At 38.7% G+C, this 21,622-nt stretch carries 13 protein-coding genes and 2 pseudogenes; 1 reads left to right on the top strand and 14 read right to left on the bottom strand.

Features of this window, described 5'->3' with window-relative positions; all coding sequences use genetic code 11:
- Nucleotides 1-37: 37 nt before the first annotated feature.
- Nucleotides 38-6,463 (bottom strand): SpGH101 family endo-alpha-N-acetylgalactosaminidase, encoded by a 6,426-nt coding sequence (locus ACUW6H_RS06330; protein ID WP_454363062.1) that lies wholly within the window; start codon nt 6,461-6,463, stop codon nt 38-40.
- A gap of 275 nt (nt 6,464-6,738) precedes the next feature.
- Nucleotides 6,739-8,721: a peptide ABC transporter substrate-binding protein gene (locus tag ACUW6H_RS06325; protein ID WP_454363060.1), complete on the bottom strand. Its 1,983-nt coding sequence runs from the start codon at nt 8,719-8,721 to the stop codon at nt 6,739-6,741.
- Nucleotides 8,722-8,969: 248 nt separating this feature from the next.
- On the opposite strand from ACUW6H_RS06325, the pseudogene rfbD reads away from it, so the two are divergent.
- A pseudogene (gene rfbD / locus ACUW6H_RS06320) lies at nt 8,970-9,826 on the top strand (dTDP-4-dehydrorhamnose reductase).
- A 60-nt stretch (nt 9,827-9,886) separates the two neighbouring features.
- On the opposite strand, the pseudogene ACUW6H_RS06315 reads toward rfbD, so the two are convergent.
- From ACUW6H_RS06315 to cpsC, 12 genes and pseudogenes are all read right to left on the bottom strand, one after another.
- Nucleotides 9,887-10,117, bottom strand: a pseudogene (locus tag ACUW6H_RS06315) (dTDP-glucose 4,6-dehydratase); the annotation flags it as partial.
- A gap of 112 nt (nt 10,118-10,229) precedes the next feature.
- The gene (locus tag ACUW6H_RS06310; protein WP_096408296.1) at nt 10,230-11,282 is read right to left on the bottom strand and encodes a galactofuranosyltransferase; all 1,053 of its coding nucleotides are present in this window, start codon (nt 11,280-11,282) and stop codon (nt 10,230-10,232) included.
- Between the two features lie 27 nt (nt 11,283-11,309).
- Nucleotides 11,310-12,413, bottom strand: coding sequence for a UDP-galactopyranose mutase (gene glf, locus ACUW6H_RS06305; protein WP_096408298.1), 1,104 nt, complete (start codon nt 12,411-12,413; stop codon nt 11,310-11,312).
- Between the two features lie 11 nt (nt 12,414-12,424).
- Nucleotides 12,425-13,834, bottom strand: coding sequence for a flippase (locus tag ACUW6H_RS06300; protein WP_454363057.1), 1,410 nt, complete (start codon nt 13,832-13,834; stop codon nt 12,425-12,427).
- 154 nt (nt 13,835-13,988) lie between these two features.
- On the bottom strand, nt 13,989-14,942 hold the full coding sequence (locus ACUW6H_RS06295; protein ID WP_096408303.1) for a glycosyltransferase family 2 protein: 954 nt from the start codon (nt 14,940-14,942) through the stop codon (nt 13,989-13,991).
- Between the two features lie 334 nt (nt 14,943-15,276).
- On the bottom strand, nt 15,277-16,359 hold the full coding sequence (locus tag ACUW6H_RS06290; protein WP_268703123.1) for a glycosyltransferase family 4 protein: 1,083 nt from the start codon (nt 16,357-16,359) through the stop codon (nt 15,277-15,279).
- Nucleotides 16,360-16,366: 7 nt separating this feature from the next.
- The gene (locus ACUW6H_RS06285; RefSeq protein WP_096408309.1) at nt 16,367-17,203 is read right to left on the bottom strand and encodes a LicD family protein; all 837 of its coding nucleotides are present in this window, start codon (nt 17,201-17,203) and stop codon (nt 16,367-16,369) included.
- 85 nt (nt 17,204-17,288) lie between these two features.
- Nucleotides 17,289-18,506 carry a polymerase gene (locus tag ACUW6H_RS06280; protein ID WP_096408311.1) on the bottom strand — a complete coding sequence of 406 codons (1,218 nt, stop codon included), beginning with the start codon at nt 18,504-18,506 and terminating at the stop codon, nt 17,289-17,291.
- Nucleotides 18,507-18,525: 19 nt separating this feature from the next.
- Nucleotides 18,526-19,320: a DUF4422 domain-containing protein gene (locus ACUW6H_RS06275; RefSeq protein WP_096408314.1), complete on the bottom strand. Its 795-nt coding sequence runs from the start codon at nt 19,318-19,320 to the stop codon at nt 18,526-18,528.
- Between the two features lie 214 nt (nt 19,321-19,534).
- Nucleotides 19,535-20,128 (bottom strand): sugar transferase, encoded by a 594-nt coding sequence (locus ACUW6H_RS06270; protein WP_096408892.1) that lies wholly within the window; start codon nt 20,126-20,128, stop codon nt 19,535-19,537.
- A gap of 96 nt (nt 20,129-20,224) precedes the next feature.
- A complete protein-coding gene (locus tag ACUW6H_RS06265) occupies nt 20,225-20,917 on the bottom strand; it encodes a tyrosine-protein kinase (protein WP_061408034.1) in 693 nt (230 codons plus the stop codon).
- Nucleotides 20,918-20,926: 9 nt separating this feature from the next.
- Nucleotides 20,927-21,619, bottom strand: a complete 693-nt coding sequence (gene cpsC, locus ACUW6H_RS06260) for a capsular polysaccharide biosynthesis protein CpsC (RefSeq protein WP_096408316.1) — start codon at nt 21,617-21,619, stop codon at nt 20,927-20,929.
- Nucleotides 21,620-21,622 lie beyond the last annotated feature (3 nt).

Genomic DNA, 21,622 nt, shown 5'->3' with positions numbered 1-21,622 from the left:
GATTCGAGATCTTTTGGACTTCTAAAACCAAATCTGTTTAGTCTTCTTTTCGTTTTGTCGTAAGAACAGCAGCAGATAAAGCGATACTCACACTTGCTAAGAAGAGGGCTACTTCTGAGCTGTGCTCCCCTGTGGCAGGTAGTTTTTCTTCATCTTTAGCTCCCGGAGTTTTGGTCTCAGCTACTGGACTTGGAGTGAGCGGGTACTCAGGTTTTTCAACTGTTGGAGCTGGTTGATCTCCAGCTGTAGCCAATACACCTGTGTAGGCTGGCTTTTCATTTACCAAGGCCTCAACTGCATTGACTCCACCTCTATACTCTGGAACTTCATTTGCAGCTGCTAGAACTGCATTGGCTCCACCTTTGTATTCTGGCAATTCGTTTACCAAGGCTTGAACTGCATTGACTCCACCCTTGAACTCAGGTAAGTCATGAACAGCTGCTTCTGCCGCATTGACACCGCCCTTAAACTCAGGTAGATCATGAACAGCCGCTTCTTCTCCAGCTGTTCCGTAAGGGCCTGTGTATTCAGGAACTTCAAGAACTGGAGGTTGCTCTTCACCCTTGCTGCTTGTAGGAGTGTCTGGTTTAGCAGCCTTATCTTGTAATTGGTTGAGATAGTCTGCGAAGAACTCGACCATTCTTTCAGTCAAGAGATGATTATCCGTCGCATATTTCATGCTAGCCTGAACTCCAGCCACTTCCTCTTGATTTTCTTTGTCTGTCAATTTCTGCGCCTTAGCTAAAGCCGCTTCATAGCCTGACAAGTCAAGAGGTGTCTCTGCTACTTGTGGACGAGTAAAGATGAGTTCCGCTGCAGATTGGTATTTATCTCCACCATCTCCGTATGTCTTGGTACCAGTAAGGACAATTTTCTTAGCCTTGATTGTCTTACCAAAGTCAATGTCTTTTGGTTTGTTGTTATTTGGCCAATCTGTTACGGTAAAGGTATGTTCCTTACCAGACTCATCTGTGACAACCAGTTTCACATCTCGCAAGTTTCCATTTGAATCGGATGCACGTGGAACATAACGAAGTCCTGTGATTTCAGTAGGTTCTTTCAAGACCATGGTTGCAGGCTTGCCTACATCTCCACCATTCCAAGATGTATGCCATAGGCTAGATACATTGCCATCAAAGGCATTCTCTAGGCCTTCACCTGGTTGGGCAGGCGCATCCAAACTTGCAAAGTCTTCTGCTACCAAGGCTGTTTTCTTCTGTACCAAAGCATTCTTCAAGGCTTCAATCTTGGCAATCTCTGCACGCGCTTCTTCAACACTGATATCATCATCGGCCTGACTGAGGTTAAAGACCGCCTCTTTCAAAGCATCCATAGACTCTTTGGTGTAGTTGGTCATGGCTACAGTTGGCAAGTAGTTTTTCAGAGCATTTTCTGTCAACATCTTACCTGTTAGGGTAATTTCTTCGATTTGAAGATTATCCATCATGAAGTCGTTATAACCACGGAAGTTAGCATTCCCACCAGAATCTCCACGAGTATTGCTTGCGTTTCCAGTTGAGTAGATACCTACCCAAGTATCGCCTGTTTCTGCACCTGTCACGAGGAAGGTTGCCTTCTTGGCTTTCTTAGAATCCGTCCAAGTATTTGGCAATTCATGCATTTCCATGTTGCTAGCTTGAGTACCACGACGACCTGACTGGAATTCTCCCTTACCGACTACAAAGGCATAGGTATTGTCTGATCCTGCTTCGTATTCAAAGGTTACACGGTAGGTCTTACCAGCTTCAAAGCGGAAATTTTGTGGGATAGTTTGGTAAACCAAGTTACGACGGCTAACCAGTCCATTGGTCTTGAGTGACCAATTTCCATCGATAACATCATCAACTTTCTTACCGTTCCAACCACGTTGTGTATATGGATCATGCTTTTCAGACAAGTGAGTGCGGTTGTCTTCAACACCTTCAACACCGCCCACTACGAATGGGAAGATACCCTGAGCAACATTTTCAAAGTCTTGTTTGAAGGTTCCTTTACCTGTATCATGCTTGTCTCCGTACATGCTTGAATTGTTTTCAAAGGTACGAATTTCATCAAAGTAAGTTGCTTCATCACCAGCTTCACGACTCAATGTAAGAGTAACATTTGATACGTCCGATCCAGTTGTAAAGAAGGCGTACATATTTTGGAAGTAACTTGTATCATCAACTGTAGCATTTTCACGACGATTGTTATGAGCATAAGCTTTGATATAGTTGAGAGCGACTGACTTATTGGTATAGGTAGTCACTTCTTTCTCGCCAGTATTCACTGTGATACTTGCCTTAGCATTACTACGGTTATCAACACCGACATAAACGGCATACTTGGTATTTGGTTTCAAGCCAGTAAGTTTCTGAGTGAGGCTTACCTTGCTCTTATTGCCTTGAATACGAAGCATATCGTTTGCCCCTTGAGACTTGACAATTTCTGCCTTAGAAGCATCGCCAGAAATAGTCCAGTGTTTCAAGGTTCCGCTGTTAAATCCTTGGTCATAGATATGCATGCCTTCGCTCCATGACATTTCAGGATTGGTTTGTTTTGAACGGTAAAGAACGTATGGTTGATTAGCTAGAAGGTCTAGGGTAATCTTGCCATCTGTTACAGTGAGTTCTTTCTCTTCTGTCTTACCTTGGTCCGTTAGCTTGTAAAGGTAAACCTTGCTATTTGCCCAATCACTCGGAAGGGTCCAAGTTGTTGCACCGGCTTGCGTATTGAAGTAGTACATTTTTTCCTTATCAGTAGGAAGTTTCTTACCATTTGCATCCCAGTTCCAAGGAGTCAAGTAAGCTGAGCCATCTTGGATGACACGTCCGTTGAGCGTTACTGTTCGTTCACGGTATTGTGGGCTATTGACATCGTTTGACTTACGAGTCACAACAACCTTGTTACCTGCTGCATCGACTAGCTCAACCTTCATTTCTGGAGTCCATTTATAGGTGCTACCGTTGTCTGTCATGGTAACTGGTGTACCATTTTCCCATTTACTTACAGTGAAGTGTTGGAAGTACTTAGTCATGACGTCATGGGCAAAGAGGTTGGTTACATAGCCATTGTAGTCGCTTCGTCCTTGCCAGCCTTCAAAGTCTTTCATGCTGTAGCCACCTAGAAGTGGGTAGTTTGCTGCACCACCGTAACTTCTGTAGTCCCCAACCCAAGAATCTTTTTGGTGGTTACGGATAAAGCGGGTGATAGCACTGTTGATACCTTTATTAGTGTAGCCACCATAGGTCAAGTCAGCTGCCCAGTGTTGGAAGGTAGAGTCGTACTCACCACCATGGCCCCACTCAATCGCAAAGCGCCAGCCTTGTTTGTTGATTTCTTTAGCAAGAACGTGAGTAGCCCAGGCACCGTTATCACCTGATTGGCCATTGCCCCAAACGTCCACATAGATAAAGTCGAGACCATCACCAAGTTTTTTCTTCAAGTCTTCCCAGCGAGCCAAGCGTCCATGCGCCAAGTCATAAGCAGCATCAATGTTGATACCTTGGTCTAGCCAGTTCCAACCATAGCTGTAGCTTCCATCTGGATTTTTACGAAGAATATTTTCGTTAAAGTATTTAGATTCAGGATAAGTCTCAGAAGCGTTCACGTGGATACCTAGATGTGCTCCATATTTCTTCGCTTTTTCGATCAAGGCCTTGAAGTCTTCAACACCACCAATACGTTTACCAATATCAGCATAGTTCAAGTGACCAGAGTCGTGACCTTCACTACCATATCCTTTAAGGAGAACACCTTGCCCAAGACCATCTGTGTGGAGATTGATTTTCTTGATACCATCCAAGGTCATAAGGAATGGGTTTTGTGCTTGAGAACCAAAGTTCATCGCGATACGGTAAGCAGTGATATCCTTAACTTTTTCCCAACCTTGAGGGTTATTCATGATGCTACGATAAGCAATGGCACCATCTTGCCAGTCGACTTTGTTGTCAGCATTGGCATCTTCTGTGATAACAACCTTGGCACTTGGAAGTTCCTTCGTGTATTCAGGGAAGACGATGCCCTTATAAGCTTTTTCCCATTGCCATTCAGAACTTTGGATTCCCACATAGTTTGTATTTCCAACAGTTTGTTTGAATGCTGTCAAACGAGTCCAGTCATTCGAACCACCACCGTAGCTGTTTTGAGAGTTACTCCAAACACCTGCCGCAAGCTTATCTGTAGAAACAAAACCATACATATAGCCCTTAGCCAAATCTTTCATTGGATTGGTTACAGCAATATGTTCATCTCCACTGATATGAGTGTTGTTTGACATGGTTGCCCCGTCAAACTTAGCTCCAGTTTGGTCGCTTGAAACTGACACAAGTGAGTTTCCTAAGAAATTGATAGAGGAGAGAAGTTTTCTTTCATCATCAATCTTCTGACCTGGAGTAACTTGATTGTGGTTGACAATCTTGGTCACATCAAAATGCAACTGATTGTCCACAACTTGCAAGCGTACTGTCATATCTGCATTGATGAAATTCTTCTCGTCACGAAGTTTCATCAAGTACTCTGCTGTTGTGTCATTGATTTTTTTGTAAGTAACTTCAGGTGTCACTTCGTGTTTGTTGATAAAGACTCTATTGAATTGTTGAACTTGCCCTGGTAAAGTATGGCCATTCAAAGTGTATTCTTTCACGCGAGGAAAGGCTTGGTCAATCACTGCCTTGAGGACCTTAGACTGGATCGTATCATAAGTCACCTTGCTATCGTCAACAACCGGACCTGTTTCTTTTTGGGCAGGAGTATCATCCGCTTTTACGCCTTCTTGATTGTCTGTTTTAACGCTGACAACTGTGCGGTCATTGCCATAAGTTCCTGCTTTAAGAAGGATCTTCTTCTCATTTTTAAGATTATCATTGACCGCCCCTGGCAAGGTCACTGTATCAAAGAGATTGACATCGTTATTGCTGGCATTGAGCTGGCCATCTGACTTAAGAGTGATTGATAGACGGTTTACAGAACCTGTTTCTGGTGCTGCTACACGGTTGCCTTTATACCAAGTGCTATTTCCCGGTGTTTTGTATTCCCAGAACCAACCACCTGAGTCGTATCCTACAAAAACATTGTTATTGGTATCTTTAAATTTCAAGAAGACACCAAAGCGTGATTTGCCTTTTTCCGAATCTTCTTTGAAGGTTAGAGCAACAGTCGCATTTCCATTAGCGTCAACTGTCAATCCTTGTTTTTCAAACAAGGCTGGTTTATCGCCATTGTCGTTCTGTGCAGTTGAAGACAATTGATTGTAGCGGACACCTTTTTCTTCGCGAATAGTGACGGTTCCTTGTTGCTCTTTATTCGCTACTGTTTGCCATTCAGGAGTTACTCTCTTAGGTGTTTCAGGTTTCGCAGCTGCAGGTTTGTCCTCTTTTGGTTTTTCTTCAGCCGGTTTTTCTTTTTCTTCCAAGTCTGCTGGTTTCACACTTGAAATTCCCTGCATGTGGTCTTGGATCCATTTTAGTTGAGCTGGTGAGAAGAGAATGCCTCCACTACGTTTTCCAACTACACCATTTTGGTGAACACCGACGAGTTTGCCTTCTGTATCAAAGATACCGCCGCCACTAGCACCCGGTTTTCCTCCTTGGTACCCAATTCCTTGGACACCTTCTCCGTATGGTTCTGCAAAATCAACTGTAGTATTTACAATTGGTTCCAATTTCCCTTCTGGATAACCAAAGACATGGAGTTTATCTCCGATTTTCTTAACAGCTGGCTTTTTAGTCACTTCTACTGGAGTGTTTTCAAGAACTGTACGCAATCTCACAAGCGCCAAATCATTCTTGAAGCCTTTTAGATAGCCCTCACGATCCCAGTGGATGACGTCTTTCTTGCCAAACTTCACATCTGGCATACCTGGGTAGGAAATGCTATAAATATCTCCATCCCCTTGGTCATTGTCCACAACCTTACGGATATTGCCGTCTTGACTATCCTTGATAAAGTTATGAGAAACAGTCAAAACAAGGTCTTTCCCAATAACAATACCACTACCTTCGCCAGATGGCGTCTTGATTTTAACAGTTGCGCCGTAGTTTAATTCCCCGTTAGTCGTTTTAGCTACATCTTCTGGAACAAGTTTACCAGTATCTTGCGCCAATTGATCCTTGTCAACTTCGCGTCCATTGTCTTCAGCTTTCTCCAACTTATCTTCTAGTTCTTTTGGAAGATTGCTTGGTTTATCTGACTTTTCCTTCTCTTGAGCTAACAATTCCTCTTCAGTCTTAGGTCCGTCAGTTATTTCATCAGAACCAGGATTCTGAGCAGCAGCTTCCTGATCAAAATCTCGCCCCTCATTACTAGCCCGCTTGTCCAAATCAGCCAGTTCGCTCGGTAAATTATTTGTTGAACCAACTCTTGCTTGATCTGCTAAGACTGGAGCAGCAGCAAAGAAAGTCGCCCCAATCATTACCGAAGCTACTCCAAGCGTAAACTTACGAATACTGAACTTACAGCGTTTTTCAAAAAATCGTTTATCCATGAACTCCTAAATCCTTTCGTTTTCACGTAAGCGTTTACATTTCTTTTTTAAAAAATACTCCTTCCTCCGAAAGTGCAATGCTTAAGCGTAATAAAAAAATAATTGTACTTTTAATATAACAAATAATGAGAAAGAAAGCAATAGGGAAAAACTAAAAATGAAGAATTTCTTCTCTATTCTGAAAAATTCTGTTTCTCATCTTACAGAGTCTTATAGCAATGATAAAAAAGGACCTAACCATCATCTCAATGGCTAAATCCTTTATTTTTAAAAAGTTATTTCACATGGTTTGCGAGATCTTCTTGAGCCTTTTTATTTGACTCTTCTTTTTCTTTCAACCATTTTTCTTGAGCTTTTTGGTATTCATCTGCTGTTACTGCTTTATCTTGTACATCTAGGTATTTATACAAGAGGGCTTCGCTCATACCCTTGTTACCAGAGTATGCAAACGGAAGTGTAAATGGAACCATCTTAGACAACATTGGACGACCAGTTTGGGAAGTTGTTGGGATGAGCAAGGCACTGTCTGTCAACCAAGCTTGGGCAGCAGCATATTTTTCATAACGTTTTGAAACGTCATTCACTTCTTCACCAGCTTCAACAACCATTTTTTCGTAGTCTTCCAAACCAACTTGCTTCGCTGCAGCGTTGTTTGTTCCAGAGTCAAATCCTAGGTAAGTCTTTGTATTTTCCCCTACAGATGGCTTGATGATATCTAGGTATGTAGATGGGTCTGCAAAGTCTGGGGACCATCCAACGTTATCTGAGATATCCCAGTCTTCTCCAGCAGCTGTTTCAGCAAAGTAAGTGATATTCAAGACATCATCTTTTTGAAGTTGTTGGATATCGACAACGACGTTCTCTGCCCCTAGAGTAGCTTCAAGCGATTGTTTGAAGGATTGAACACGTTGAACTTTTGTTGTATTGGTTTGGTCTACAGGCATATCCAAGTGAATTGGGAATTGCACACCTTCAGCTTGAAGAGCTGCCTTAGCTTTGGCAAATTCTGCTTTGGCCTTATCTGGGTTATAGAGTCCATCTTGAGCATCGGCCAAGTTCACGTTGCTCCACTCGTCACCATAAGTCACCAATTTTTCTTTAACCATTTCGCCAAAGTTCTTTCCATCTGCCTGCACGAATGCTGGCGGTACAAACAAGTTACGAAGTAGCTTAGTAGCACCACTTGCACCATTGACTTGAGAAGCATAGGCTGTTCTATCAAAACCAAAGGCAAGTGCTTGACGGAAGTCTTTGTTTAGAAGAGCTTTATTGGTAGAATTTTTTTGTTCATCAGTTGTTTTAGATGAGTATTGATAAGACTGACGATCGATATTGATACCAACTAAGAAAGTTGATGAGTCTTGTTGTGTATAAACAATATTGTCTTTATATTCTTTTTCAGTCTCTGGGTAGCTAGCGCTTGTTGGGAAGAGACGGGCCATTGTAAAGCTGCCATCTTTGAAGGCTTCGGTTGGTTTGTTGGTATCTTGACCATCCCAGTAGGACAATTTCACTTTATCAAGATGAACATTGTCCTTATCCCAATAGTTTGGATTTTTTTCAAACTCAACAGAAGATTTGGCTACGATAGATTTTAGCAAGAATGGGCCATTATATAGGATGCTACCTGGATCTGTTCCTTTAGCGAAATCATCCCCTTTAGAGTTTAAGAACTCTTCATTAACTGGAGCCATTACCCCCATCGTTGTCTTAGAATTCCAGAAGCTTTCTGGCTTGTTCAAGGTGTACTGAACAGTGTGGTCATCAAGAGCCTTAATACCTACTTCAGCGAAATCTTTGATTTCTCCTTTCACATAGGCATCCAATCCTTTGATTGATTCCTGAACAAGATAAAGACCATCTGATTTTTTATCAGCAGCATATTTTAGACCAGTTACAAAGTCTTGCGCTTTAACCGTTGCGTATTCTTCTCCTTCAGAAGTATACCATTTTGCATCCTTCCGAATGGTATAAGTATAGGTCAATCCATCCTTGGATACTGACCAATTCTCGGCCATTGACGGTACAAAGTTACCATAGCGGTCATTTTCTAGCAAGCCATCAACAACGTTACTGGTAATATTTGCAGTAGCCGCCTTACCAGTTGTCAAATAGTTGAGGTTATCAGGGTCTGTTTCATAGATATATGAGAATGTCTTCTCAGTTTTTGCACTCGATCCTGATCCAGAGCAAGCAGCTAGAGTCGCCGCCGCCAATAAGGTTACACCCGCAAGGGCAAATATTTTTGAACTTTTCATTTATTTCTCCTTTAAAACTTTCTCTCCATTATAGACTCTTTTTAGAGAGATGTCAACAGAATTTTCTGAATTTTTTACTTAATTTGGTAAATTCTGATAAAATGGTTTTCTATTAAAAAATTTACCTCACATTCATATTTCCTAACACGATATTTTTCTGGCACAAATCCTTAAAATAAGACCGGATAACAGATTTTTTAGCACCTTTTTACTATGATTAGGATAGAAGAAAAGTGAAGGAGAAGACAATGATATTAATTACAGGTGCAAATGGTCAACTCGGTACTGAACTACGTTATTTACTAGATGAACGAAATGTGGACTATGTTGCAGTGGATGTGGCCGAAATGGATATCACGAATGCTGAAATGGTTGAGAAGGTATTTGCTGAGGTTAAACCAACTCTAGTCTATCATTGTGCAGCCTACACTGCTGTGGATGCAGCCGAAGATGAGGGGAAAGAACTGGATTTTGCCATCAACGTAACTGGAACTGAAAATGTAGCCAAGGCCTCTGAAAAATATGGAGCTACTCTGGTCTATATCTCAACAGACTACGTCTTTGATGGAAAGAAACCCGTTGGACAAGAGTGGGAAGTCGATGACCTACCGGATCCGCAAACAGAGTACGGACGTGCCAAACGAATGGGGGAAGAACTCGTTGAAAACCTTACGTCACAGCATTACATTATCCGTACTGCTTGGGTCTTTGGAAATTATGGAAAGAAAACTTTGTTTTTACCATGCGAAGCCTAGCCAAAAACCATAAAACGCTCACTGTAGTCAACGACCAACACGGCCGCCCAACCTAGACACGAACCTTGGTCGAATTCATGACCTATTTGACTGAAAATGAAAAAGAGTATGGTTACTACCATTTGTCAAATGACGCAGCTGAAGACACCACTTGGTATGACTTTGCTGTCGAGATTCTTAAAGACAGTGATGTTGAAGTGATTCCAGTAGACTCCAGCAAGTTTCCTGCCAAGGCCAAACGACCTCTCAACTCAACTATGAGCTTGGCAAAAGCAAAGGCAACAGGTTTCGTCATTCCAACCTGGCAAGATACCCTTAAAGAGTTTTATAAACAAGAAGTAAGAAAATAAAAGATTACGACATACATAAAAAGCAAGAGACCATGAGGTCTCTTGCTTTTTAGTATCGGATTATTTAATCACTTGTTGCGTTTTAGCATAGTTAGCCTCTACCGCTTCTTTTTCAGATTTCCACCAGTCTGGGTTGTCTGTATACCATTTGATGGTCTCTTTGAGGCCTTCTTCAAAGTTGGTAAACTCGGGTTTCCATCCTAGTTCATCACGAAGTTTGCTGGCATCGATAGCATAGCGGAGGACGTGACTAGCTTGATTTGTTACGTGGTCATAAGTGTCAGCTGTTTTGACGCAGCCCGAGTAAGTGGTACAGGCGCGTTCCCGAACCCGCTACAAGAATAATACCTTTCATAATGAAGTAATCTTTCTAACGAACTGATTAATGAGTAGCTTCAAATTCTTACTTCAATTTAGAAATAGCCGATTTCAGATAATCACCATTTCGAAGCGCTACTCCTACTTGTCTAGCATTAGCTGACAGTTCCATGTAATCTCGATCTGTCAAATCGTCCAGTGCCTTCTGGAGGTCATTTAGAGAATCAATTGCTATACCACATTGCTTATCTAGCACAAAATGCGCAAGGGCAGACTCTTTCCAAACAACTAGAGGAAAGCCCGAAGCCAAATAAAGAGAAGCCTTGTGGGAGTTGTTAATACGTAGGTAATTTCCGAAAGAACCTTGGCAAGTTTCTGAACTATCACCATCCCACACCAAACCAAAACTACCTTGAAGAGCATTTGGGAGGTCATCTGGCATAAAGGAACCAAAGTAGGTGGTATTTTTCAATGCACGACTTTCATCGTACCCCATTCCATAGAGATTATAGGCTGGCTGTTCTGGCAAATTATAAAGATAGCCTGATTTTGTTGGAATTAGATTTCCGGCGATGATAATCGCTTCTTCTTTTTGTGGAACACTTTTTTCCTCAAAGTTCGGAATCAGATAGTCAAAAATCTCCAAGCTAACCATTTTATCTGATGGTATGCCTTGAATTGTCAAAGCATTTTTCATGATATCATTATGAACGATAATGCCATCCACTGATGTAAGAGCTGCCTTCTCTTGGAAGTAATTTCTCACTTTATGACGAAGTTTCACTGCTGAATTTCCTACATGACGCAAGGTTTCAATATCATGAATCACAAGATAGAATTTGACCCCTCTATTTTGCGCCTGCTTAATGAGTTGTGAGATGAAAAATGTATGGTGGATAATTGGGAACTGAATCAGCAATTCATCCCCAGCTCCCAACTGATCAAAGACAGACTTGAGCGCACGATATTTGTGTTGCTGAGCTTTAAAGAAATTCATCTTATACCAATTCTCAACCTTGAGTTCCAACCCCTTATAACCCTCTGAGACTAGAATAGCTTCTACGTCATTTCGTGCCTTATTTCCTGCATTCTTTTCATATTCATTACTCAGAAATGAATCCTTCAGATAATATTTCACCTTTTCTCCCCTTTATCTGTGATGTTCTTAGATACTTCCTAGTTCTTTCTCTACCACATCCAATGCACGTTCAACAGTTACATGCATATCATAGTATTTATAATCTGCCAAGCGACCACAGAAGATAACCTTGTCATTTTTGGCTGCTTCTTCTTGATACTTAGCAAACATGGCATTGTTTCTCTCATCATTGATTGGATAATATGGCTCATCTCCACGTTTCCAATCAGCTGGATACTCACGAGTGATAACCGTCTTTGGTTGAGTACCATACTCGAAATGCTTGTGCTCGATGATACGAGTATAAGGAATCTCACGTTCTGTATAGTTGACCACAGCATTTCCTTGATAATTGTCTTCATCCAAGACTTCATGCTCAAAACGAAGGCTACGGTATTCCAACTCCCCGTGTTTGTAGTCAAAGTACTGGTCAATCATCCCTGTAAAGACAACTTTTTCAGCTGATTCTTCTAGCTCTTCACGATTGGCAAAGAAATCAACACCAAGCTCTACTTCTACATCGCCAAGCATGTTTTCAATGATGACGTTATAGCCACCGATTGGAATACCTTGGTAACGGTCGTTAAAGTAGTTGTTATCAAAGGTCAAACGCACTGGGAGGCGCTTGATAATAAATGGCGGAAGGTCTGTTGCAGAACGTCCCCATTGTTTTTCTGTGTAGCCCTTGATCAACTTTTCATAGATATCTGGACCAATCAACTTGATGGCTTGTTCTTCCAAGTTCTTGGGCTCAACATCTTTCATATCAGCCGTTTGCTGGGCAATCTTGTCCTTGACTTCTTGTGGTGTCTTAGTCCCCCACATAGCGTAGAAGGTGTTCATATTGAAAGGAAGATTGTAAAGACTCCCCTTGTAGTTAGCCACTGGCGAGTTGATATAGTTGTTAAACTCAGCGAATTGGTTAACATAGTCCCATACTTTTTTATTGGAAGTATGGAAAATGTGGGCACCATACTTGTGGACATTGATGCCCTCAACATTTTCACAGTAGATATTTCCACCGATGTGATCACGCTTGTCAATCACTTTAACTTTTTTACCGCGTTTTGTAGCTTCGTGTGCGAAGATTGCTCCAGACAAACCAGCACCAACGATAAGATAATCGTACATAGTTAACTCCATTATTTCTTAATGATTTGTTTTAATTCTTTTACATCTACCACTTTCAAAGATAGAATTGCAAAAAGATAAATGATTCCACCAAGCACTGCAAATACTATAACATTTATGGTTGGTGAAAAATGTATAACTGTTTTTAAACCTAGCAATATACCATACATGATAGCTGATGCTAGGACTATTTTTGTCAAAGATCCGATAATTGGAACTTCTTTTAGGTATCTGGTAAAGTATAATTGTATCGCCCATACCAACGCCTCTGTCAAAACAGAAACAATGGCTGCTCCGATATATCCAAGTTTAGGAAGGAATAGTAAGTTCAAACCTACACTGATAATTGCGGGAGCTGTTGTTGAAATCATGAATTCTTTATTTTTATTATGGGGAATTAAAATCTGAATTCCCATGATGTTGGTCCAACCGATAAAGAACATACGGAAGATCATAATGGCAATTGCATAACGTGCATCCTGAAAATCCTGCCCAAGGAAAAACTGAACAAAATCATCATTGACGATTAAAATTCCTGCCATTATTGGAAAAATCACTAAATTATAAATGAGGAAGGACATTTCATGCATCTTATTGACTGCTCTATGATCTCCTGTTGCTAATAAGTTAGCTACTCGAGGCAACATAACACTTCCCAAGGAAGTTACCAAGGTCAGAAGGATATTTACTAATTTTAGGGCCTGGTCATAAATTCCTACATCTTTTGTAGAAGCTAAGGCTCCAAGCATGGTACGATCCAGCGTAATGTACAAAGAAATAGCTACTTGAGGAAGGAATAATAATATGACCGGCTTTAAATGATGCCTAGCATATTCTATGCTAAAATGAGAACTGCCGATAAACTTCCGAGCAGGTAACCACATACTTAGTTGCCCCAAAAGTTCAAATATGGTTAGCAAAAAAACATAGAGATATAGGTCATTTGCAGATTTGACAAAGAGGAAGATTGAAATGACTCCAACAAGTTTAACTGTGATATTTCGAACAGTAATCTTTCGAAAATCTTCTAGCCCTTGAAAGAGCCAGGAAATGTCTAAACCTTTTGAAACTAAACTCAAGCCTAGAATGTAGGCTACCGGATTTTGCATAAAGGGAAGGGTCAGACAAAGAAGAGCATATAAGGACAGAGAAAGAACTGTTGCCCCTAATTGTAGAGAGTAGATACCCCAAAAGTTTTTATTAATCTCATTACGATGTCCTGAAATGACCTTAGTACCATAGTTAGCAACTCCTAACGTCGCTAAGAGAATAAAGTAGGTGACAATGGAATTAAAGTATCCATACGTCCCTAAATCATCCGAAGAAAAGACCCGTGTTACATAGGGAGTCGTAATAATCGGAAGTATAATTACCAACAATTGATAAGAAAGATTGTAGGCGTAGTTTTTTAATACTTTCATTTCAAGTCATCCAATTTAGAATTAATCAGTGAAAACAAAAAGCTTGACTGGTCATACTTATAATGGTCAATTATTCTAAAAACTTCTTTCATATTTCCTCTTTCCTACATTTTTTTGACACTTGTTGCAAATTAAATTGGATCTATGCACGAGACTATCGTAGCAACAAATACAATTTAGGGCTAAAAATAAAAATAAGGTATTTCAGTTTTAGTTTCCATGATAACTTATTATTTTTTAACAAGTTACCCATTTCGACTCTCAACAACTCTTTATCTTTTGAAAAATCTTTTAAGCCTGAGTCAGCTTTTGCACCAATTACTACAAAACCACCTAATAATTTTTTAGCTTGCAAAGCTTGCTTTAATTCTGGACTCTGAATGTACTCTCTTTTAATAACTTCCTCATTTTTTGCAACAGCTTCAAAGAAATCATATCTTTTTTCAGTAAAAGTTGAACGAACTATACTCCCTTCCCTACGATAGTAATTGTAGGTTTCAAGTGGACTGATCACGATTCTTTCAGCTAAGGCAAGATGTTCTGCTACAACATAAAAATCCTCATAGATTTTCCCGACTGGAAATGGAACGCGTTCCAAGATGCATTTCCGATAAAGCTTAGCACAAGCAGAAACCGTTGCAACTTTGTCATCCAACATTAGTTCCAGAGCCTTTTCTTTTGTAATCGGAGCCAAATCTTTATAGTCTGAGTCTTGCAATCGATAAGAAGTATAAGCATTATATTTTGAAGTGGCTTTTACCTTTGTTGAAATCAAGTCTGCTTGATGTGTTTCCTGAATTTTCACGATTAACTCTAGAGTATATTCTTCAAGATAATCATCCGGATCTAAAAAGAAAATCCAGTCTGAGTTGGCTTTCGCCACTCCAAAGTTACGTGCATCAGATAATCCACCATTTTCTTTGTGGAAAACATGGATATTTTCATATTGCTTTGCATAATCTTCGCATAATATAGGAGAATTATCTGTGGAACCATCATTTACAAGGATTATCTCAAAGTTTTGATAGGTCTGTTTAATTAAGCTTTCTATCGCAAAATGCAGATAGTCTGCAACATTATAAACAGGAACAACGATGCTGATAAACATCTTAAACGCCCCTCTCTTTTTCTTTCTTTTTAGAGTATTTCTTCAAAATCGGATTAAAAATTATTCCCAAAGCAAAGTTAGTCCTATAATTTAAGTAAGACAATCTGTCAAATTTTTTCGTAGGAACGTATTTATATGAGCTTTACTCAAGCTTTCTATATAGTTCCTTTAACGACCTTTCAGAATTATTGACCATCCATGACAACCAGTACTTCAAATTTATTTTTATAATTCGGAAGCACTTGTTGAAAAGACTCCAGCCCTTTTGAAATGTAGTTCTAAATATTATAACTAGGCATTACAATTGATAACAAGCAATCCTTCATCTTATCTCTTAAATCGTCTCAATTAGTTCAATCCACTGCTTGAGAATTTTTTCCTTATCGAATTTATCCATATTATCCTTGGCATGATTGGAGAGGGAACTTCGCAAGTTCGAATCTTCCATCAGTTCAAGCAATTTTTCACTCAACTTGTCCGTATCATAACACTCAACCAGATAGCCATTAACTCCATCATCAACAATTTCGTTCGGTCCTGTCGGACAACTAAAGCTAACTATAGGAAGATTGTATTGCTGTGCTTCCAGTAGAACTAGAGGTAAACCTTCATAGCGAGATGTCATGACATAAATCCCTTTATCTCCATAAATCAAATCCTGATTTTTTTCAAGCCCTTTGATGACTAACTTATCCTGTAAATCATTTTCGTTGATTAGATTTCTGATTTTGTCCACTTCATCTTGACTTCCGGAACCGTAGATTTCCCAAGTCCAGTCAGACCTTTTCGCTAACACTTTTTTCGCGACTTGAACAAGATAATCATATCCTTTTTGATAATCGAAACGGCCAACCGTCACGATTTTAGTTGAATTTTTATTATAGGAGATATCTGAAAGAGCAGCCTCTTTCCAATTATAGATGTAGCAAATTCTTTCCTCAGAAACACCGTATTTTTTTATATAATTTTCACGGTCTTCTTGAGTAAGGGTCACGAGTTTATCAGCAAATTTCGCTCCAATATACCTTTGTATCTTCTTAACTTTCGTATCAATATCTACTATAGAATTTGTATGGTCGCAGGAAACAAATTTTGTTTTCAAACCAATTGTGCTTGCTACACCAACTGTATTCATACTCATTCCGATTCCAAAAACAATATCAATGTTCTCTTCTTTCAGATAGTTTCTCAACAACTTGACCGCTTCGAGAAAATTTTTACTCATAGATATTTTCTTTGATGATAAATTTTGATATCGAACCGATTGTTTCAGCGAGAAGAAATTGTTTTCTGTAGAAATCATCGAGAGAAGATGAACTTCATACATAGTTGATAACTCATTTGCAAGGCTGGTTGCTACTTTCAGTCCTCCATCTGTTCTATCGATACTCCATTTCACTAAAGCGATTTTTTTCATCTTTAAACTACACTTCCCCTTCATTTTCACCCAGTGATATAATCTCGTAGTGGTGAAGAGTCCTTTTATCTTCTGGCGGCAATTGCATATAATCCGCTCCGTAAATGGCTGTTAGATATTCTTTGTATTTGCAAGGACAACAAAGTTTAAGATCTTCAAACTGTAATAGGACTGGTTCTCCAAAGTAATCACTTGGTACTATCTCTTTTAATTTGTAAGCTCCCGTATAATTTCCTGCATAAGCTTCATCAAACGAATATTTTTTTATCGTTTGTAAATATTTTTTCTGAGCCCAGGTAAAGGAAATAATCTTCTCAATATTAACAGCATTCGCAAAAGCAATAATTATCTTTTCAATGAATGGTCGATTTTCTTTTTTCTGATTCACCAAACTATTGAATTGCGAGAGTTGAACCATCATCCTTGCGTACAAGTATCTCAAAGAATGAATTTTTTTCTTTAAAGCATTAGACGGCATACCATCTAGCGGAAAAATGTCTATCCACAAACTTTCTACCAATTCTTCTTTACTATAATTCATGATGATTTTTGTAGAATCATCTCGGATCACAGAGAAAGCTTTTTTATAATTTAATGTACCTTCGCTTAAAAACTTGTAGTTTTCTGGCAAGACATTTGAAGCTATTTTTTTGAACTTTTCATAATCTTCCCTGGGCATTCCAATATCAATGTCATCATCCCAAGGAATAAAACCTTGATGACGAACAGCACCTAGTAAAGTCCCACCTAGAGCATAGTAGGTTAGGTTATTTTCTTCGCAAATAATAATAAACTCTTTCAAAATAGATAAAATCTTATCTTGAATGATTTTGATATCCGACATACTTTCCTCCTATATAAATCGAAATAAAACCGTCTTTCCAGTCTATGCTCTCTTAAGTTCTTGTTAAATACTTCTTACCATTTCACTATACAATTTTTTCAGACGAACGTCCCCCTAGATCTTCATCGCTTTCATCAGAAAACTGATAATCCGGGTTTATTAAAACACCTACCAATATCCAAAAAATATTATTATGAAGATACAAATTCAAATCATCAACCATAGAGTGAAAACTCATTAATATCAAAATCAGAGCAAGAATCCACTGTCGTTTCTTAATGACTTTAAGTAGTGTCAAAGATAGAACTGAGACCATTAATCCCAGGATGAGTAGACCAAATCTCTGTAAAATTTGGACGTACAAATTGTCCACATACAGATAGGTCTGATAGTTTCTAACACCTTCAACAGTCAGACCATTCCCATTCCAGTAAACTGGTCGTCCAAAAAATCCAAAACCATAGAGATTTAAAGATTTATTAGCCAAGTATATCCGACCACCTAACATATGATTCACTTTAAAAAGAAGATCATTGATAAAAGAATGACTTGAATTGAGATAGGTAACGGAGATCCAAAAACTAATAACTGCATTTACAATAAAGGTTGGTTTAAAAGCTTTAAACACATATCCTAACTTTGAAAATAGTTTCGGAAACCATTTTATTAACAAACTGCATGTCAGCAATACACAGGAACTATAAAATGTTAAACGAGAATCCGTTTGATCATATACCCAATAAACAGAAAGAGCCAACAGTAACCATTGCCAGTATTGGATTTTGTTTTGCTTTAAATAAAACACAATAGCAACTATATTCATCAGTAAAATCGAAGGAAATAGAGCATATCTAAAACCTAGGTAGGTCCGCACTCGAGGACCAGAAATTTCTACATAGTTCGTTATGATTCCTAATCTTGCGCTTATGATAACAAAAAACAACAGGCACATACTAACGACTAATGATGTTTTCGCCACCTTCTTAAAGGGAATATCTCGTAAAGTATAAATAAATAATATACTTACAGGAAGTTCTGAACTGAGAGCTGTTATTTTCCCCACTATAAAATAAATTAAAATCGTTGCAAACAAACCAATGAGAGTTCTATAATCATATTTTCTCTTAAACGACTCTTTTATAACCAAAAGAAAGAGGGAAAAAGCTATCGCTAATTTATAAACTGTTCCAGGCAGATACCGAGCATAAAAAGTTACATTTAATATCGAAACCGTTAAAAATATCCCTAAAGCAACAAGAGCCAAAAGTTCTGGTACAGATTTTATTTTTAGTACTAATTTCATTCTTATTATTCATCCCTATCTAAAAACTCTGTCCATATTTTTTTCCAAAGAATTTTGCTTGTAAAAAGGACTTCCCTTTTTGAATCAAATCAATTTTTTCCATATAAATGAACGGAATCTCTTTTACCCGCAAATCTTGTTTTGCCAACCAAACATTGAACAAGCGTTCACTGATACGACCAAATAATCTAGCGTCAAAAGCAGAATAGTCTGTAATGTCTAATCTTCTATAGAGTTCATCGATAATTGGGAACAACCATTCACAATAGGCTGCTACATTTTCTTTGGACATGATAAACATATTGAACATATAGCCACTGCGTTGTTTCATGACCTGATCAAAAGCATCGATATAATCCGGTCTCAACTCGCTAACAATCTGACGTGTCACGTCTAAATGATTGGCATCGTGAGTATGTGCATAGTGAGAGTATAGCGTTTCAATATAATATTTCCGTTTTTTAGGAACGACAACATCGTATTTTGACAGCAAGTTTTTAACTTCTGACTTTGAAAGAATAATATCATCCATACTAATTGCTTCTCTATATGAGTGTCGTTTTGATGTGAAATATCTACGGTAATGTACCAATCCAAGATAATCACATTCTAAATTTTTCCAAGCCCAATATAATCCTGTTAATTCACAATAATAAGGATTAAGGTGAGAAATATGGACTCCTTGATTATCTGGTTGATAACCTAAATCTTCCTTACCCTCACTACCAACTTGGATAGGGATATACAAGTCCTTATCCTCTGGCATTTGAAATTGTTTATGTGTTGCAACTATGATTCTATACGTTTTAGACATTTCTATATCCTAATTCAATTCCCTTCATCCATAACTAGCTCAACTACCTTTTAATCAAAATTGTAATCATTCTCTATTAAAAAATATCCAGCCAAAATAGATTTTCACTAAAACTATCCTGACCCAAAAAGATAAAATTGAATACCAAAGATATCCTTTTTGTATTCAATTTTATCTTTATATATTCCACTTCATACTGACTCAGCTTGAATTCTCAATGAGCTCCGTCACCAGATAACACTCTTCTAATAGTCAAAAAGAAAATTTTGATGTCTAGCCATAAAGACTGATTTCTAGGATAATACAATTCCATCTCACAACGTTCAGGATAATATACTTGACTCCTACCTGAAACTTGCCATATCCCCGTAATTCCAGGACGAACAGACAATAAAACTTCCTGCTCTTCCTTAGAATATTCATCTAGTTCATTTTCAAGAATTGGCCTTGGCCCAATAAGACTCATATCACCTAGTACCAAATTTATAAACTGAGGAACTTCATCAATACTTGTTCTTCTTATAAAATCTCCAATATTTGTAAGCCGTGGATCCTCGTTTGGTGGCAATTTATAGCTATTGTTTTTATATTTTTCATAAAGTTCCTTATTCGAAATCAGAATTTCTTCTGCGTTTTCGACCATTGATCTAAACTTAATGATTTTAAATTTTTTCCCTCTGAGACCTGCTCTATATTGTGTAAAAAATATACTTCCTTTATATCCTTTAATCTTGTAGATTGAAAAGATGATTAGAAAACAGGGTAACACAATAAATATTGTTCCACACAAGCCGATAATTACATCCATAAATCTTTTAAAACAAAAATAGATGATATTATTTTGTTTCACCTAAACTCCCCCTTGTAATAACATCCTCAGAAAATTTTTAAACTACAAGAGCCCCTATTTTCTCCCATAATTTCCGTAAGAGCCATAAGCACCGTAGGAACCATATTTTTCAACAGATGTATTCAATTTATTGAGCACAATTCCTAAGAATGGTTTGCTTGTTTGTTCGAGCTGCCCTTTCGCCTTTTGAACATCTCTTCTATTAGCTTCACCTACTGCCGTTACCAAAACAGAAGCATCACATTTTTGAGTGACGATAGCTGCATCGATGACGACTCCGATTGGCGCTGTATCCACGATGATGTAATCAAAGTACTTACGCAAGGTATCAAGCATGGTTGCAAAATTTTCACTTTGTAGCAAGGCTGTTGGGTTTGGTGATATAGAACCCGCTTGAATAACAAACAAGTTTTCAACATTGGTATCACATAGCCCTTGTGATAGGTCTGTCGTCCCAGATAAGAACTCTGTTAGCCCAGTAATCTTCTCGCGCGATTTAAAAACACCTGACATGACAGAATTACGAATATCGGCATCGATTAACAGCGTCTTATAGCCCGCACGCGCAAAGGCCCAAGCAATATTTGTAGAAGTAGTTGACTTCCCTTCACCCGGTTTCACAGACGTGATCGAAATAACTTTCAAATTATTCCCACTCAACTGTATATTGGTACGAAGCGCATTGTAATACTCTTCAGCTTTTCTTGCCAAATCTAATTTTTTTTGTACAATCTCTAATGTTGGCATCTCTCTCTCCTATTTCAATTTATCCAAATTTGGAACTACTCCCAATAGCGCAATTTGCATCACATCTTCGATATCTTCTGGACGTTTCACTCGTGTATCTAAGAGTTCAACTAGGAGAACCGTAACAACCATTACAACCGCTCCAGCAAGAAATCCAACCATGGTATTGCGACGGATATTTGGAGACGATGGGGATGTTGCAGGACGCGCTTCTTCAAGTGTTGTCACATCTGAAACTCGCGTGACACTGATGATTTTTTGAGCAGCAACCTCTCTCAAAGAGTTAGCGATACGGCTCGCTTCCTCAGGTGCACGATCAGTAACAGAGATAGAAACAATACGCGTATCCACTGGAACTGTTACCTTAATTTTACCAGCTAGACCTTTTGGAGGGAGATCTAATTTCAAATCAGTCGCAACTTTTTCTAAAACGTCTTGCGAGAGAATGATTTCACGATAGTCTTTTACCAAGTATGATCCCGCTTGCAAGTCTTGGTTGGTCAAACCAGGCTTATCTCCCTGATTACGGTTGACCACATAAATGCGGGTAGTACTGGTAAACTCTGGTTTCACAATAAAACTATTGTAGGCAAATGTTACTGCCCCTGTCACGAATGCTACCAAGACAATCAGCAATTTTCGTTTCCATAGAATTTTTAACAAGTGGAATACATCAATTTCCATAATATTCTTTTCTTTCATTTT

The sequence above is a fragment of the Streptococcus sp. 151470009-6 genome, assembly GCF_053628175.1.
This window is presented reverse-complemented; position numbering and strand designations above follow the sequence as displayed.

What these genes read in the sequence shown, in the direction of transcription:
- ACUW6H_RS06330 (WP_454363062.1), bottom strand. Translation starts at nt 6,463, where the DNA reads ATGGATAAACGATTTTTTGAAAAACGCTGTAAGTTCAGTATTCGTAAG.
- ACUW6H_RS06325 (WP_454363060.1), bottom strand. Translation starts at nt 8,721, where the DNA reads ATGAAAAGTTCAAAAATATTTGCCCTTGCGGGTGTAACCTTATTGGCG.
- glf (WP_096408298.1), bottom strand. Translation starts at nt 12,413, where the DNA reads ATGTACGATTATCTTATCGTTGGTGCTGGTTTGTCTGGAGCAATCTTC.
- ACUW6H_RS06300 (WP_454363057.1), bottom strand. Translation starts at nt 13,834, where the DNA reads ATGAAAGTATTAAAAAACTACGCCTACAATCTTTCTTATCAATTGTTG.
- ACUW6H_RS06295 (WP_096408303.1), bottom strand. Translation starts at nt 14,942, where the DNA reads ATGTTTATCAGCATCGTTGTTCCTGTTTATAATGTTGCAGACTATCTG.
- ACUW6H_RS06290 (WP_268703123.1), bottom strand. Translation starts at nt 16,359, where the DNA reads ATGAAAAAAATCGCTTTAGTGAAATGGAGTATCGATAGAACAGATGGA.
- ACUW6H_RS06285 (WP_096408309.1), bottom strand. Translation starts at nt 17,203, where the DNA reads ATGTCGGATATCAAAATCATTCAAGATAAGATTTTATCTATTTTGAAA.
- ACUW6H_RS06280 (WP_096408311.1), bottom strand. Translation starts at nt 18,506, where the DNA reads ATGAAATTAGTACTAAAAATAAAATCTGTACCAGAACTTTTGGCTCTT.
- ACUW6H_RS06275 (WP_096408314.1), bottom strand. Translation starts at nt 19,320, where the DNA reads ATGTCTAAAACGTATAGAATCATAGTTGCAACACATAAACAATTTCAA.
- ACUW6H_RS06270 (WP_096408892.1), bottom strand. Translation starts at nt 20,128, where the DNA reads ATGGATGTAATTATCGGCTTGTGTGGAACAATATTTATTGTGTTACCC.
- ACUW6H_RS06265 (WP_061408034.1), bottom strand. Translation starts at nt 20,917, where the DNA reads ATGCCAACATTAGAGATTGTACAAAAAAAATTAGATTTGGCAAGAAAA.
- cpsC (WP_096408316.1), bottom strand. Translation starts at nt 21,619, where the DNA reads ATGAAAGAAAAGAATATTATGGAAATTGATGTATTCCACTTGTTAAAA.